The organism is Pseudomonas sp. RT4P38 (assembly GCF_054897765.1).
Map to the genome: position 1 here is coordinate 3,489,576 of NZ_CM142703.1, position 15,393 is coordinate 3,504,968.

The following is a 15,393-nucleotide window of genomic DNA, read 5'->3' on the forward strand; positions in this document are numbered from 1 at the left end:
AAAATGATTCGATAAGGATTAATAATCATGTTGCCCGAGCTGAAAATCGCTCAGTTGCGCTACTTCCTGCTGGTGGCTGAGCTCAAGAGTTTCCATGCCGCCGCACGCCAGGCCTACCGCACCCAGCCGGCGATGTCCCTGGCGGTGCGCGAGCTGGAGCAGAAGCTGGGCCAGACGCTCATCGAAAAGGGCGGTGGCCGGGTTGAGCTGACACCCTTCGGCGAACATTGCCTGCCGTTGTTCCGCGGCCTGATCGAGCACCACGACCGCATCGCCCGCGAGGTCACGTTGCTGGTCCAGCATGAGATAGGCCAGGTCAGCATCGCCACCGTGCCTTCCGTGGCCAGCCGTTTGTTGCCGGGCCCCTTGGGGCGCTTCGTGGCCGAGCACCCGAATGTGCAGATCAGCATCCAGGACGGCACCGCCGATAGCGTCCAACAGTTGTTGGCCCAAGGGCAGGTGGACTTTGGCATCAGCAGCATGTGGATGGCCGACGAGCAGGTCGAGTTCGCACCGATCCTCAACGACCAGGTGGGCGTGGTGTGCCGGGCCGACCATCCCTTGGTACACGCGGGAGGGGCGTTGCATTGGTCGCAGCTGCAGGGCTTGCCAATGATCCGTAACGGCACCTCACGGCTATTGGAAGGCACCGATGCCGAATGCTTGTTGGAGCACAGTCGCTTGTTCATCTCCAACATGATCTCGCTCATTGCGATGCTGGAGGAGGGCGTCGGGATCAGTACCTTGCCTTACCTGGCGTTTCCACAGGAGAACGAAAAGCTCGCCTTTTTGCCCCTGGCCGAGCCGAAGGTGGAGCGCCAGATCGGCATGCTCACGCGCAAAGGGCGGAGCCTGTCGCCAGCGGCGGGAGCGTTAATGAAGTTTTTGCAGGCGAACACGGCGCCTTCGGGGGGACAGTTGCCGTTATCCGCTTCTATCCAACCAGGTTCCCAGAAAAGCGTATCAAGATGAACCACCGCAACTCCAGGCGGCGGCCGATTTTCACGCGCCGCGTCTTACGCAGCAACTAGGCGGGTTGGTGTTTGCTGGCGTTCAAGTCTAACTGCGGCGGATTCGGCGCTATGACAAGACGTGTCACCATAGCTGCTGTTTTTTGCCATCCCGTTCAGCTCGGGAGTGCTCAATCCTGATAGCCCCCCATTTGGGTTATGGCGTCATTGGCCGAATCCCTTAATAGTGAGCCCAACCGGTCATCCAGAACTGGCTTCGCTTGATAAGGTGATTTTGCTATGCGCAAGGCATTCAAGTTGATTTTCAGTACGCTCCTGGTACTCATAGCGGTCGGTGTACAGGCTGGTGAGGAGAATGAGGCCAATACGCTGCGGCTTTACAACTGGGCAGATTACATTGGCGAAAGAACCATCGCCAACTTCGAAAAGACGTCCGGCATCCACGTGATCTATGACACGTTCGACGCCTATGAAACGGTTCAGGCGAAGCTCATGACCGGTCATTCCGGCTACGATCTGGTCGTGTTGAATGCGTCCCTCGCACCGCCATTGATCCATGCCAAGGTTTTCCAGCCGCTGGATAAGAGTTTATTGCCCCAATGGACCAACCTTGATCCGAAGGTTCTGGAGGGGCAACAGGGATTCGATGCCGGCACGAAGTACTCGGCGCCCTATACCTGGGGCAGTAATGGCATCACCTACAACGTCGACAAGATCAAGGAGCGCATGCCGGACGCGCCGATCGGTTCGTTGGCGATGATCTTCGATCCAAAAATCGTCTCGCGCTTCGCCGACTGCGGAGTAACGCTGGTAGATGCGCCAACGGAAGTGATCCCGTTAGCCCTGGTATATCTGGGACGCGACCCTGAGAGCGCTGCGCCGGAAGATTTGAAAGCCGCCCAGGATTTGTTGTTGTCGGTGCGGCCATATATTCGCAAATTCGATTCGGTCAACTACCTGACCAGCCTGCCCAATGGTGACGTGTGCATGGCCATGACCTGGTCAGGTGATTATGCGACGGCGATGGCGCGTGCCGAAGAAGCGAAACTGAATATCAATCTTGCCTACTTTATTCCCAAGGAAGGCTCGTTGATCTGGTTCGACAATATGTACATTCCGGTGGACGCACCCCATGTCGCGAATGCCCACAAGTTCCTCGACTATCTGATGCAGCCTCAGGTGATGGCTGAGGTGAGTGATTACATTCATTACGCCAATAGCAACGCGGCCGCCACTCCGTTGCTGAGTGCCGATGTACGAAACAATCCCGCTATCTACCCCGATGAGCAGACGCGTCAACGGCTGTTTCCACAGAAGAGCCAAAACGCGAAAGACACGCGTGCCATCACTCGGGTCTGGAGCACCGTAAAGAGCGGACTTTAATTCTTCAATTATTTGGTTTGAGGTTTTTTGTATGGTTACTGCAGCCAATAAACAACTGTCAGCTGTTGTAGATGACGCCAGGTTGGTCAGCGCCGATAAAGCTCACTACATGCACGGCTACCACATGTTCGACGAGCACAGCGAACAGGGTTCCTTGAACATTGTGGCGGGTGACGGTGCCTATATCATCGACGCCCATGGCAACCGCTTTCTCGATGCCGTTGGTGGAATGTGGTGCACCAATATCGGATTGGGGCGCGAGGAAATGGCGCTGGCGATTGCCGATCAGGTGCGGCAACTGGCGTATTCGAATCCGTTTTCCGACATGTCCAACAATGTCGCGATCCAACTGTGCGAAAAGCTCGCCAGCCTGGCGCCAGGGGATCTGAATCACGTGTTTCTGACCACGGGTGGCTCTACTGCAGTTGACACCGCGTACCGACTGATTCAGTACTATCAGAACTGCCGTGGCAAACCGGACAAGAAGCATGTAATCGCGCGTTATAACGCCTATCACGGCTCCACGACTCTAACGATGTCAATCGGCAACAAGGCCGCCGACCGGGTGCCTGAATTCGATTACGCCAACGACAGAATTCACCACATCTCCAACCCCAACCCATATCGCGCGCCGAGCGGTATGGACGAGGCGCAGTTCCTTGAATTTCTGGTCAAGGAATTTGAAGACAAGATCCTGTCTATCGGTGCAGATAAGGTGGCGGGTTTTTTTGCCGAGCCGATCATGGGATCCGGCGGAGTGATCATCCCGCCCAAGGGCTACCTCAAGCGCATGTGGGAAATATGCCAACGCTACGACATTCTTTTTGTCGCTGACGAGGTGGTGACATCGTTTGGCCGGCTGGGCAAGTTCTTCGCTTCTTATGAATTGTTCGATGTGCAACCGGACATTATCACCACCGCCAAAGGGCTGACGTCCGCTTATCTGCCGCTGGGAGCGTGCATTTTTTCCGACCGTATCTGGAAGGTGATTGCCGAACCCGGCAACGGGCGCTGCTTTACTCACGGTTTTACCTACAGCGGCCATCCTGTGTGCTGTACGGCGGCATTGAAGAACATAGAGATTATCGAAAGAGAAAACCTGCTGGCGCATGTCGACGACGTCGGCGGCTATCTGGAAGAGCGGCTCGCGACACTCTGTAATCTGCCGCTGGTTGGCGAGGTGCGTTGCCTGAAGCTCATGGCATGCGTCGAGTTCGTGGCCGACAAGCGCACCAAAGCGTTGTTTGCCGACGAGATCAACATCGGCGAGATGATTCATTCCCGCGCCCAGGCTCGAGGTTTGCTGGTGCGCCCGATCATGCATCTCAACGTGATGTCACCGCCGCTGATTCTGACGCGCGCTCAGGTCGATGAAATCGTCGAGATCCTGCGGGTGTGCATTCTTGAGGTGGCCGCTGAACTTGAGCAAAGCGGCCAGTATTTCGGCCAATGAATTCAAGTCTGCAATTAACAGGTGCCGGTTCACCCGCTAGACTGCGGGGCATGAACAAACCTGACGAAGAGACGTTGATTGCCTTGCGTTTTGGGGCATTGCATAACTGGCATCGCGACATGCGCGAGGCATTTTCCCATGTCGAGAAGCTTGACGCGCTGCAATATCTGGCGTCGGCGTTCGGGCATCTGGTGTCCGTCGAATCGGTGATGATCAGCCTGGAACACAAGGACCGTGCACCGCAGTTGCTGTATCAGCGCGGCATTCCGGAAAAATATCGGGAGTCGATCATCGACCGCTATTTTTCCGGTGGCTACTTGCTTGATCCGTTTTGCCTGGCAGTGGAGCAGGGCCTGGCTGAAGGTTTTTATCATCTTGAGGAAATTGCCCCTGACAACTTCTTTGAAAGTGAGTATTACAACACTTACTACTTGAAATCAGGGAGCTCCGAAGACAGTTTTTATATTGTCGACACGGTGAATGAATCGCAAATATCAGTGAGTTTGTTTCAAGGCTTCGGTGGCGAGGCGCTCAAGGCGGAACAACTCAATCTGTTGCGGGCGGTCGAGCCGCTAGTACGGGAGTTCATCCATGAGTTTGGCCAACGCGGGTTGCAAAACATTGTAGCAACGCACGCCGATGGCGAAGCCACTACCGAGCATGACGATTTCAAACAGCGATTGCAGGACGCTTTTGAGAATTTCGGTCGCGATCTGCTGACGCAGCGCGAGCGCGAGGTCGCGCACATGGTACTCCGCGGGCACTCCGTGAAATCCACGGCCAGTCAGTTCGGTATTTCGCCTGAGACTGTCCGCATGCACCGCAAAGGTCTTTATTTAAAGCTGAACGTCAATTCGCAGTCGGAATTGTTTGCACTGTTTTTCGAGTGGTTACGAACGAGTTAAGTTATTGCCCATCCCCCGGTGTCAGGATAGTTGTCGCCTCTCCGAATTTTCCTGAAAAAGCATATCGGGGGCGGAAAGAGACTGGTCGTGCCGTACTATTCACCTGAACGCAAAGCCGCATTACTCAAGATGCTGCTTCCCCCGCTGAACCTGACGATGGCCGAGGTTTCCCGGCGTGAAGGGGTTAGCGAAATGTCTTTGTCCAACTGGCGCAAGAAGGTCAGTTCTGAAGGAAGCGCAGTGCCTGAAGACAAGCCACTCCCCGAGAACTGGTCTGCTGAAGCCCGGTTCGCTGTCGTCCTTGAAACCGCCGGTCTGTCGCAGCTCGAACTGGGTGAGTACTGCCGACGAAAAGGTCTGTACCCCGAACACGTCAGCGCCTGGCGCCAAGCCTGTATCACGGGGCAGCAGAGTGTTCAGAACCAACAAAAGGTCGACCGCGAACAATCTCGCAAGGACAAGAAACGTATTCAGCAACTTGAGCGCGAACTGCTGCGTAAAGACAAGGCGCTGGCCGAAACCGCCGCGTTGTTGGTGCTGCGAAAAAAGCTCAACGATTACTGGGGGATCGACAACGAGGACACCTGACCTCTTTGCCGGAACGGCAGTTGTTGGTGGCTTGGTTGATCGAAGCCATCGAGGCCGGTGCTCGAAAAATCAGAGCGTGCCAAGAGGTGGGGCTGTCGCTCAGAACCTTGCAGCGATGGACGCAGAGTGAGGATCTTCAAGCCGATGCCCGCACAACCACCGTGCGGCCCACGCCGCGTAATGCGTTGAGCGAGATCGAACGACAAGCGATCGTGACGCTGTGTAACAGCCCTGCGTATGCCCATTTGCCGCCGAGTCAGATCGTACCGAGGCTGGCTGACGAGGGGCGTTATCTGGCGTCGGAAGCGACGTTTTATCGCATCCTGCGTGCAGCCGGTCAGCAACATCATCGGGGCCGTAGCCAGCGACCCAGACGGCATGCGGCACCGACGACGCATGTCGCCAAAGCGCCCAATCAGGTGTGGTCGTGGGACATCACGTATTTGCCGTCGCCGATACGCGGCAAGTACTACTACCTGTATTTGATCGAAGATATTTACAGCCGCAAGGCCGTAGGCTGGGAAGTTTACGAAGAAGAAAGCGGCGAAAAAGCCGCTGCGCTGCTGCAACGCAGCGTGATCGGCGAGCAGTGTTTACACGAGCCGCTGGTGCTGCACTCGGACAATGGTGCGCCGATGAAATCGCTGACGCTGTTGAGCAAGATGTACGACCTGGGTATCACGCCGTCCCGTGGCCGACCGCGAGTGAGCAACGACAATCCGTACTCGGAGTCGCTGTTTAGAACGCTGAAATATTGCCCGCAATGGCCGCAGGAGGGTTTTGCCAGCTTGGACGCCGCACGCGCGTGGGTGAGAGATTTTATGCGTTGGTACAACAACGAGCACCGGCATAGCCGGATCCGCTTCGTGACACCGACGGAGCGGCATCGAGGGCTGGACCAGCAGATCCTGGCGCGGCGGCATGAACTGTACCAGCGAGCGCGCAAGAAAAGCCCGGAACGTTGGTCAGGCCAGACGCGGAACTGGGAGCCGATAGGAGCGGTGATGCTGAATCCGGATCGGGAGCAGCAGGACGAGAAAAGAGCGGCATAGTTGAACGGTTGACGCGACAACTACCTTGAAAAACGCCGCCATCAGCGAATCCTAATAACAATAAGGTTGCCTTGTTCAGGCAAGCGGCCCCTCTGCGCGAGTGATAAAAAGATGGCAGTTGCCTCCGGCGCCTATAAGAAAGCCCTCGAGGGCGACCAGTCACCTAAACAGGTGTTGGTCAAAATCGACCGGGTCACGAAGAAGTTCGACGAGACGATTGCCGTGGACGACGTGTCCCTGGAAATCAGGAAAGGCGAGATTTTCGCCCTGCTCGGCGGTTCTGGATCGGGCAAATCCACGTTGCTGCGCATGCTCGCAGGCTTCGAACGGCCCACGGAGGGGCGCATTTTCCTCGATGGTGTCGACATCACGGACATGCCGCCGTACGAGCGGCCGATCAACATGATGTTCCAGTCCTACGCCTTGTTCCCGCACATGACCGTGGCGCAGAACATCGCCTTCGGCCTCAAGCAGGACAAGCTTTCCGGCGCAGAAATCGATGCTCGCGTAGCCGACATGCTCAAACTGGTGCAGATGAGCCAGTACGCCAAGCGCAAGCCGCATCAATTGTCCGGTGGTCAGCGTCAGCGTGTGGCCCTGGCGCGTTCTTTGGCCAAGCGACCGAAGCTGCTGCTGCTCGATGAACCGATGGGTGCGCTGGACAAGAAGCTGCGTTCGCAGATGCAGCTGGAGCTGGTCGAGATCATCGAGCGGGTCGGCGTAACCTGCGTCATGGTGACCCACGACCAGGAAGAGGCCATGACCATGGCCGAGCGTATCGCGATCATGCACCTGGGCTGGATCGCCCAGATCGGCAGCCCGATCGACATCTACGAAACCCCGACCAGCCGTCTGGTCTGCGAGTTCATCGGCAACGTCAACATCTTCGACGGTGAAGTGGTGGACGACGCCGAAGGCCATGCGACCATCACCTGCAAGGACCTGGACCGTCAGATTTATGTGGGCCACGGCATCAGCACCTCGGTGCAGGATAAATCGGTCACCTACGCGATCCGTCCGGAAAAACTGCTGGTCACGGTCGACATGCCGACCTGCGAGTACAACTGGTCCAGTGGCAAGGTGCATGACATCGCCTACCTCGGCGGTCACTCGGTGTTCCACGTCGAGCTGCCGAGCGGCAAGATCGTCCAGTCCTTCGTTGCCAACGCCGAACGCCGTGGCGCGCGTCCGACCTGGGGTGACCAGGTTTACGTGTGGTGGGAAGACGACAGCGGCGTGGTACTTCGCTCATGAACATGCGCAAATTCAAACGCCGCCTCAACCGAATAATTCCCGGTGGCCGTCAGCTGGTCATCGGGGTTCCGTTCATCTGGTTGTTCCTGTTCTTCATGTTGCCGTTCTTCATCGTCTTGAAGATCAGCTTCGCCGAAGCCGACGTCGCCATTCCGCCGTACACCGAGATCTACAGCTACATCGACCAAAAGGTGCAGTTGCTGCTTAATCTGAGCAACTACGCGATGCTGGCCGGCGACGAGTTGTACATCGCCGCTTACCTTGGCTCGTTGAAAATGGCGCTGATCAGCACCATCCTCTGTTTGCTGATCGGCTACCCGATGGCCTACGCCATCGCCAGTGCCCGCAAAGAGATGCAAACGGTGCTGGTGCTGCTGATCATGATGCCGACCTGGACTGCGATCCTGATCCGCGTCTACGCGTGGATGGGCATCCTCAGCAACAACGGCCTGCTCAATGGTTTCCTGATGACGATGGGCTGGATCGATGAACCGCTGCAGATCCTCAATACCAACCTCGCGGTCTATATTGGGGTCGTTTACTCCTATCTGCCGTTCATGATCCTGCCGCTCTACGCCAACCTGGTGAAGCACGACAACAGCCTGCTGGAAGCTGCATCCGACCTGGGTTCGAGCACCTTCAACAGCTTCTGGAAGATCACCATTCCGCTGTCCAAGAACGGCATCATCGCCGGCTGCATGCTGGTATTCATCCCGGTCGTGGGCGAGTTTGTGATCCCGGAACTGCTCGGCGGTCCGGAAACCCTGATGATCGGTAAAGTGCTCTGGCAAGAATTCTTCAACAACCGCGACTGGCCGGTGGCATCTGCCCTGGCAGTGGTGATGTTGCTGATCCTGATTGTGCCAATCATCCTGTTCAACCGTAGTCAGGCCAAAGAAATGGAGGGCAAGGAATGAAGCGCTTCCGTTTCTCAAGTTTCATGCTGGTAGCGGGTTTGCTGTTCATCTACGCGCCGATGCTGATCCTGGTGATCTACTCGTTCAACGCCTCGAAACTGGTGACGGTGTGGGGTGGCTGGTCGATCAAGTGGTACGTCGGGTTGATGGACAACACCCAGCTGATGGGCTCGGTGGTGCGCTCGCTGGAAATCGCCTGCTACACGGCGGTGGCGGCGGTGGCGCTGGGTACATTGGCTGCGTTCGTGCTGACCCGTATCACCCACTTCAAGGGACGCACGCTGTTCGGTGGCCTGGTCACCGCGCCGCTGGTGATGCCTGAAGTGATCACTGGTCTGTCGCTGTTGCTGCTGTTCGTGGCGATGGCGCAGATGATCGGTTGGCCACAGGAGCGGGGCATCATCACCATCTGGATCGCCCACACCACGTTCTGTGCGGCGTATGTGGCGGTGGTGGTGTCGGCGCGCTTGCGTGAGCTGGACCTGTCCATTGAAGAAGCGGCCATGGACCTCGGTGCGCGGCCATGGAAGGTGTTCTTCCTGATCACCATCCCGATGATCGCGCCATCCTTGGGGGCCGGCGGCATGATGTCCTTCGCCCTGTCCCTGGATGACCTGGTGTTGGCGAGCTTCGTGTCCGGCCCGGGTTCGACGACCCTGCCGATGGAAGTGTTCTCGGCGGTGCGTCTGGGCGTGAAACCCGAGATCAATGCCGTGGCCAGCCTGATTCTGCTGGCGGTGTCGTTTATGACGTTCCTGGTCTGGTTCTTCAGCCGCCGTGCCGAAGAAGCGCGCAAGCGTGCGATTCAGCAGGCGATCGAAGAAGGTGCTGCTGCTTCGGCCAAGCCACAACCTATTGCCCCACTTCAAAAACGCACCGAGCGCTCCAAAGCTGCTCCAGTCACCTGACCACGATCGATGTTCGATCTTCCACCGAGTACGCATTTTGGTATGCCAGCTCGAAGACCTCCATCTGCTCGGACAGAAGGCGTGGGTCGAATGGGCGGCCATCCTCGTCTCGGCTGGCGCTGGCTAGAAACATCCCGCCCAAAAAGGTCGCGAAAAGCAAACGAGGTCCGAAAGTACGGGAATGACAGTCCTGGCAGTACCAAGGACTGCCGCCACGATGTTATTGCTTGCAGTGAGCTGGGTTTTGCCCAGTTGCGTGATTAAGAAGTGATCACCCCGGCGAGTGGCCGCGGGCGCCGTTAGAACGTTGGCGGGGTAATCACCCAGATCACCACCGCATCCACCTCGCCAGGGTTGCCATAGCGGTGCGGTTCCTGGCTGGAAAAGCTGAAGCTGTGCCTTCGTTGAGCTGAAAGTAGCGCTCGCCGACCCACAATTCGAAACTGCCGGACAGCAAGTAACCGGCTTCTTCGCCTTCGTGGTTGTAGCTTTGCTGGCTATAGGTGCCGGGCGGAAAGCGCGAATGGAGCATTTCCAGTTGCCGGTTTCGCTCAAGCAGTTCGCCAATCAAGACATTGATGACGTCAACACGTTGATCAAGGACCACTACCGCTTCGTGGGCGGTTTCCACCGCAATTTTTAGGGCATCGCTCCCATAAAACGGGTGATCTGTAGATATTGGCGGATAGCTGTTTGATGACGGTACAGGGTACGGGGATTCGCATAACGAGGAACTATGCGCGCCCCGTACCCATTGATAATAATTGGGCGGAGAACCAGATCCGACCATGGGCTCTTGGGCGCAAGAACTGGCTCTTCGCTGGGTCGCTACGCAGCGGAAAACGGGCTGCGGCGATCATGAGCTTGATCCAGTCTGCGCGGCTGAATGGTCATGACCCGTACGTCTATCTAGAGGATGTTCTCATGCGCCTGCCGACGCAGCGGGCGAGTGAAATCGAGCAGTTGCTTCCGCATAAGTGGCAGCCGGTTTAAACACGCAAGGCGTGATGCCCGGACGCATACCCGGCATGGCACGAAGAAGCGCGGCTTTGTCGGGACGAGTCAGCAATTTGTCACTCCTATTAGGAAACCAGGCACCCAGTAATCGACTGGGCCAGTGGCCGGTTGGGAGATCGTGTCGAAAATATGAGCTGCAGATTCAGCCACAGGATTTCAAGTCGAAGAGAAGAGGCGGATCATCAATTTCTTCCAACACGGCGATCATGTCAAATTGGGTACATGCTTGGGATGACTCCTTTTCGACAGGAACGCAGGCAGTGAAAGAGTACAAAGCAAACCAACCGATGGCGTGAGCTGATAGCTAGGGCTATTTCATCAGCAAGTTGCAGTAGTCCGGTCTATAGCCAGTCCAACAGGGAGTAGGCATACATTATGTATGGCCGCTTGGTGTACGTAAGGATATGCTGCCCCGACTTCATAGATGCCAACAAAAACCAACCACAGTGACGTTATGAGCCAATCAGAGACGCGTGCGACTGCCCTAACGCTGTATCCAGAGGACTCCCGCGAGGCGGCGGCTCTGCTGAAACAGGCCGTACCACTGATGGTGCGTCACAACATTCCACCCAATCCCGTTCACTATGCTCTCTGGTACACCTACAGCAAAGGTCAGGAGCCGGAGCTTAATCGCCATCTGGACAGGGTGGTCAAAGACTTCGACTGTTTCCCTCCAGAATCCGCTACGAAGCTTTTTCGCGACTACATCATTCGTGACGAATTGGAGGAGGCGCGCGCAGGGCAACAGCAAGCGATCAATCTGGTTGACGACATGGAGCGTGATGTCTCGCGTTGCGTGAATGGCAGTGCCACCTTTCAAGCCAGTCTTGGGCATTGCATGGAAATGCTCGCGGAGCCGGTCGACACGAGGTTGCCCGCCATTCTGAGCGAGCTGCAACAGAGCACCCAGGTCATGCAGGATCAGCAAGAGCTTTTCCTCTCCCAGTTGCACTCAGCGCAAAATGAAATTAAGAGTCTGAGAGACAAGCTCGAGCGAGCCCAACTGGCTGCATCTTTGGATGGTCTGACTAAGGTGTTGAACCGAGCTACCTTCACTCGCTTGCTGGCGCATGCATTGATCAATGCTCCTCATGGGGTGGCATTGGTCATGTTGGATATCGATCATTTCAAGCAGTTCAATGACCGGTATGGCCATCCTTTGGGCGACCGCGTACTTGAGCATGTTGGTCAGGTGTTACGGAATTCAATCCCGTCTCAGGCCCTGGCGGCACGCTATGGTGGTGAAGAGTTCTGTGTAGTCCTGCAAGAGTGTTTTGATCTCACCAGTGCTCATACTTTTGCTGAGCAGCTGCGCCTAAAAATTCAGGCGCTGCGGATCAAGGTTCGTGGCACGGATGAGGTGCTAGACACTGTAACTGCGTCCTTTGGTGTCGCCCTCGCCAAAGCGGGTGACGATGTGGAAAGCCTTCTGACTCGTGCCGATGATGCCCTCTATCAAGCCAAGCGCAGCGGGCGCAACCGAGTGAATTGAAACTGGCGTTCGGACTCTAGCTGCAATCACATAGCCCCACAGGATAAGGTGATTTGATTCGCGTTCATTCGCATCCGTCCGGCCAAGTCATCTAGCCCGCTCTGCGATGCCAGCACTTGGTGTGCACTTAAATTTAAGTGGACACCATTTCTAGCCTTTTAAGCGGGTCTTTCATGCAGCCACAACGCCGTCTTCAGTGGTCATCAGAAAATAAGCTAACGTGCACCCGGGTGAAACAGGTGAGCCGCGACGTATCGAGCCAGATGATCAGGTCTGTACGGGGCAGCCGAAGGTCGAAAGTTCGCCGCGCATAGTTGCCTTCACAAATCCAGGCATCCGGTGCGATCGCTTCGCGGACCCGTGCGCGGAACTGCTCAGCGTCGGGTTCGACCCAGCCGGGCTCCCAGAACAGCGTGTCCAGGTGCACCACGGGCAGGCTCAGGCGCTTGCCGAGGGCGCGGGCGAGGGTGGATTTGCCGCTACCGGCATTGCCCAGAATTACAATCCGTTGCATGAGGACTTCCTGTCGCGAAGAAGCCCAGTTAAAGGCTGATGGATGGGGCGACCGCGCCACGAAAATGAATTTTGTGTTGCTACTGATAAGAAGCCAGACGGCGCAAACCTTATTCGGGACGAGACAGTTGCTGCAAATAAGCCTTCGGCGAACACCCTGTTTTTTGCTTGAAGCAACGGTAGAACGTGGACAGCGAGTTAAAGCCTGAGGCGCTGGCAATCTCGTCAATGCGCGAGGCGTGGCGTTGCGCATTCAAACGTGAAAGAGCTTCATCCAGGCGCAGCTGATTGAGGAGCGTATAAAACGTTTGCCCCCGTACCTGATTGAGAAAGAACGAGATCTGGTTGCGTGTGTAGCCAGTCGATGCCGCGACATGCGACAGGTCCAGCCGTGGATCGAGATAGGGCTTCGTCTGCTCGAAGTACTGCTGCAAATCATTGGCAAGCGCCCCGACCTGACGGGCTGATAATCCCAAACGACTGACCGCCTCAGCGCTATAGGTCGGGCGGGTTAACGTTGGGGCATGGCTGACCAGCATCGCGTGCTCGTTGACTTTAATGATCAGCCCGTCCCGTACCAACAGCGCTTCAACAGTGCGGAATGAAACAAGACCCTCGCTGCCATTGAGCGTCACCCGGTACTGCAAGAACGCGGTGTCGCCATCGATGCGCAAGCGATCGGTGTATACCTGAAACTCTTCTGATCCCACCGGCATGCTTGCCGCGAGATAGTCGCGCAATTGCGCGTACTCGATGGTCTGGTTCTGGAAAAAATCGTTGTACTCGATGGCCGGGTGATAGAGCGCCATCACCGCGTCCAGGTCGCGCCGCTTCCACGCCTCGTGATAACGCACCGCAACTTCATGAGTCTGTGTGCTCGAAGGATCCGCCAGGAAGGTTGGGGTGGTGGGTAAATCAGGTACTTCCACGACGAACTCCAGGGTGCAGATCAGGGAAAAGCCAAGAGTATTCCAGAAGCCGTACTTTTCCGCCCGTGTCCGCTGCGATGTTTGCCTGCCCGTTGTGCCTGTGAAAGCGTCGGTGAATGCTTTAGCGTCAGCCCATGAATTTTACGGAGCATGAGCGCATGACACTTCACATCGCGAACCAGTCCCTGGCGGACGCTCGGCCTTATCCTGTCTGGCAGGAAACACGAACGCCAGCGACCGCCGCGCCGAGGCTCACGGGTGAAGTGAAGTGTGATATTGCGATTGTGGGCGGCGGATTTGTCGGGCTATGGACTGCGTTGATGGCGCGTCAGCGCTGGCCTGAAGCAACCATCGTTGTGCTTGAGGCCGGGCAGTGCGGTGGCGAGGCGAGTGGGCGCAATGGCGGGTTCTGTGCGCCGAGTATTTCCCACGGTGTTTCCAATGCGCTGAAACGTTGGCCCAGGGAAGCAGAGCAACTGGTGCGACTGGGCAGGGAAAACCTGGTGGCATTTGAGGAGGATCTGCAGCGCTATGGCATGGACGTAGCGTTTGAGCGTTCCGGAAAATTGAATGTCGCGAGTCAGCCCTGGCAGGTTGAAGGGCTAAGGTCGATGCAGCATAACTACGAGCGCTTTGGCATCGCCTGCGAATTTCTGGATGGCGCGAGGCTCAAGTCACACCTCGACTCACCAGCCTATGTGGCGGGCGTTTTCGAGCCCAATTATGCGTTGCTGAACCCGGTCAAGATGGTCTTGGAACTGCGACGCGTGTGCCTTGCACAAGGTGTGCAGCTGTTCGAACATTCGCCGGTGACCGCACTGCATCAAGATCGCAATCATCAGGTACTGGAAGCCGGGCTGGGCTCTGTCAAAGCGATCAAAGTCGCACTCGGCACCAACATCGCGCCGCCGTTGCTGGGGGAGCTGAAGTCCAAGGTCATTCCCATTTATGACTACGCATTAGCGACTCAGCCGCTCGACGATGCTCAGCTGCGCGCCATCGGTTGGGTCGGCCGCTACGGGATTGCCGACAGTGGCAACCAGTTTCATTACCTGCGCAAAACTGAAGACAACCGCATCCTCTGGGGCGGTTACGACGCCATCTATCACTTCAGGAGCCGGCGCGATGAGGCGTTGACGCAACGTCCGGAAAGCTTCGCGACATTGGCACGGCAATTTCAATCGGCTTTCCCGGCGTTGGCGGACGTCACGTTCAGCCATGCCTGGGGCGGCATCATCGATACGTCCGCGCGCACCACCATGTTCTGCGGCACCTCGTCGGGCGGCCGCATTGCCTATGCCCAGGGCTTCACCGGGCAGGGCGTGTCCGCCAGTCGTTTCGCGGCGTTGACCATGCTTGATTTGCTCGAGGGCAAATCTACCGAGCGCACGAAACTGGCAATGACCTCGACAGCACCTTTTCCGTTTCCACCCGAGCCCCTGCGTTATGTGGGCGTTTCGCTGGCGCAGCGTTCACTGGCCCGCGAAGACCTTACCGGACACCGCGACTGGCTGCTCAAAGGGTTTGATGCGCTGGGCATCGGTTTTGATTCTTGAACTGGAGTGAGAATGACCATGAGTAAACCTGATCACATCATCGATTTTGCCAACCCTGATTTGCCCATCGTCGAGTTGGAAACCAGCGATCCCGCACTGGTCGACACTCCGTATCGCAGTCGTAGCTGGCGGCACTTTGTGGCGCCGCAGAAAAAAGCAGTCGGCGGCATCTGGGAAGCACCGGAGCACCTCGAGCGATGTGAATGCGACTACGACGAACTCTGTCATTTGCTCGAAGGACACGTTCGTCTGACCGACAGCAATGGCGTCAGCCAGGAGTTCAAGGCCGGCGCCACGTTTGTGGTCGCCGCGGGCTTCAAAGGCACCTGGGAGAACCTGACGCCGGTGCGCAAGGTGTTCATGATCCTCAGGGGCTGATGCCTGTAGGAGCGAAGCTTGCTCGCGAAAGCGGTAGGTCAGTCACAGCTTTATTCACTGAAAATCGCCTTCGCGAG

Annotated in this window: 12 protein-coding genes and 4 pseudogenes; 12 read left to right on the forward strand and 4 right to left on the reverse strand. The window is 56.8% G+C overall.

Annotated features, from left to right (window positions below; translation table 11 throughout):
* Positions 1-27 precede the first annotated feature (27 nt).
* The 8 genes from ACYZT7_RS16095 (at position 28) to ACYZT7_RS16130 (ending at position 9,431) form a co-directional block, all read left to right on the forward strand.
* Positions 28-972, forward strand: coding sequence for a LysR substrate-binding domain-containing protein (locus tag ACYZT7_RS16095; RefSeq protein WP_462037352.1), 945 nt, complete (start codon positions 28-30; stop codon positions 970-972).
* A gap of 278 nt (positions 973-1,250) precedes the next feature.
* Positions 1,251-2,354: a polyamine ABC transporter substrate-binding protein gene (locus ACYZT7_RS16100; protein WP_462037353.1), complete on the forward strand. Its 1,104-nt coding sequence runs from the start codon at positions 1,251-1,253 to the stop codon at positions 2,352-2,354.
* Positions 2,355-2,385: 31 nt separating this feature from the next.
* Positions 2,386-3,807 (forward strand): aminotransferase, encoded by a 1,422-nt coding sequence (locus ACYZT7_RS16105; protein ID WP_462037354.1) that lies wholly within the window; start codon positions 2,386-2,388, stop codon positions 3,805-3,807.
* Positions 3,804-4,712, forward strand: a complete 909-nt coding sequence (locus ACYZT7_RS16110) for a helix-turn-helix transcriptional regulator (RefSeq protein WP_462037355.1) — start codon at positions 3,804-3,806, stop codon at positions 4,710-4,712. Before ACYZT7_RS16105 ends, ACYZT7_RS16110 begins: the two co-directional genes overlap by 4 nt.
* Before the next feature lie 87 nt (positions 4,713-4,799).
* Positions 4,800-6,352, forward strand: a protein-coding gene (locus ACYZT7_RS16115) for an IS3 family transposase (protein ID WP_462037356.1) whose coding sequence is annotated in 2 segments (ribosomal slippage) — positions 4,800-5,262 and positions 5,262-6,352 — 1,554 coding nt in all. Because the reading frame shifts where the segments join, the coding sequence is not laid out codon by codon here.
* Positions 6,353-6,463: 111 nt separating this feature from the next.
* Complete coding sequence (locus tag ACYZT7_RS16120) at positions 6,464-7,606, forward strand: ABC transporter ATP-binding protein (protein ID WP_462037357.1); 1,143 nt, start codon at positions 6,464-6,466, stop codon at positions 7,604-7,606.
* Between the two features lie 35 nt (positions 7,607-7,641).
* Positions 7,642-8,523, forward strand: a complete 882-nt coding sequence (locus ACYZT7_RS16125) for an ABC transporter permease subunit (RefSeq protein WP_462041804.1) — start codon at positions 7,642-7,644, stop codon at positions 8,521-8,523.
* On the forward strand, positions 8,520-9,431 hold the full coding sequence (locus tag ACYZT7_RS16130; RefSeq protein WP_462037358.1) for an ABC transporter permease subunit: 912 nt from the start codon (positions 8,520-8,522) through the stop codon (positions 9,429-9,431). The genes ACYZT7_RS16125 and ACYZT7_RS16130 overlap by 4 nt, the downstream gene beginning before the upstream one ends.
* A gap of 299 nt (positions 9,432-9,730) precedes the next feature.
* Here the strand turns inward: ACYZT7_RS16130 and ACYZT7_RS16135 are convergent.
* Together ACYZT7_RS16135 and ACYZT7_RS16140 are read right to left on the reverse strand one after the other, a co-directional pair.
* A pseudogene (locus ACYZT7_RS16135) lies at positions 9,731-9,984 on the reverse strand (cupin domain-containing protein); the annotation flags it as partial.
* Positions 9,967-10,184: pseudogene (locus ACYZT7_RS16140) on the reverse strand (DUF4158 domain-containing protein); the annotation flags it as partial. The pseudogenes ACYZT7_RS16140 and ACYZT7_RS16135, both read right to left, overlap by 18 nt.
* On the opposite strand from ACYZT7_RS16140, the pseudogene ACYZT7_RS16145 reads away from it, so the two are divergent.
* Positions 10,179-10,424: pseudogene (locus ACYZT7_RS16145) on the forward strand (transposase domain-containing protein); the annotation flags it as partial. The pseudogenes ACYZT7_RS16140 and ACYZT7_RS16145 overlap by 6 nt on opposite strands.
* 478 nt (positions 10,425-10,902) lie before the next feature.
* Complete coding sequence (locus ACYZT7_RS16150; protein WP_462041805.1) at positions 10,903-11,940, forward strand: GGDEF domain-containing protein; 1,038 nt, start codon at positions 10,903-10,905, stop codon at positions 11,938-11,940.
* A 223-nt stretch (positions 11,941-12,163) separates the two neighbouring features.
* Here ACYZT7_RS16150 and ACYZT7_RS16155 read toward each other — a convergent pair.
* Together ACYZT7_RS16155 and ACYZT7_RS16160 are read right to left on the reverse strand one after the other, a co-directional pair.
* Positions 12,164-12,454 (reverse strand): annotated as a pseudogene (locus ACYZT7_RS16155) (P-loop NTPase family protein); the annotation flags it as partial.
* Between the two features lie 109 nt (positions 12,455-12,563).
* The gene (locus ACYZT7_RS16160) at positions 12,564-13,382 is read right to left on the reverse strand and encodes a helix-turn-helix domain-containing protein (RefSeq protein ID WP_462037359.1); all 819 of its coding nucleotides are present in this window, start codon (positions 13,380-13,382) and stop codon (positions 12,564-12,566) included.
* A 158-nt stretch (positions 13,383-13,540) separates the two neighbouring features.
* Between ACYZT7_RS16160 and ACYZT7_RS16165 the strand changes: the two genes are divergently transcribed.
* Positions 13,541-14,938: an NAD(P)/FAD-dependent oxidoreductase gene (locus tag ACYZT7_RS16165; RefSeq protein WP_462037360.1), complete on the forward strand. Its 1,398-nt coding sequence runs from the start codon at positions 13,541-13,543 to the stop codon at positions 14,936-14,938.
* A gap of 18 nt (positions 14,939-14,956) precedes the next feature.
* Complete coding sequence (locus ACYZT7_RS16170) at positions 14,957-15,316, forward strand: cupin domain-containing protein (RefSeq protein WP_462037361.1); 360 nt, start codon at positions 14,957-14,959, stop codon at positions 15,314-15,316.
* The last annotated feature ends 77 nt before the right edge of the window (positions 15,317-15,393 follow it).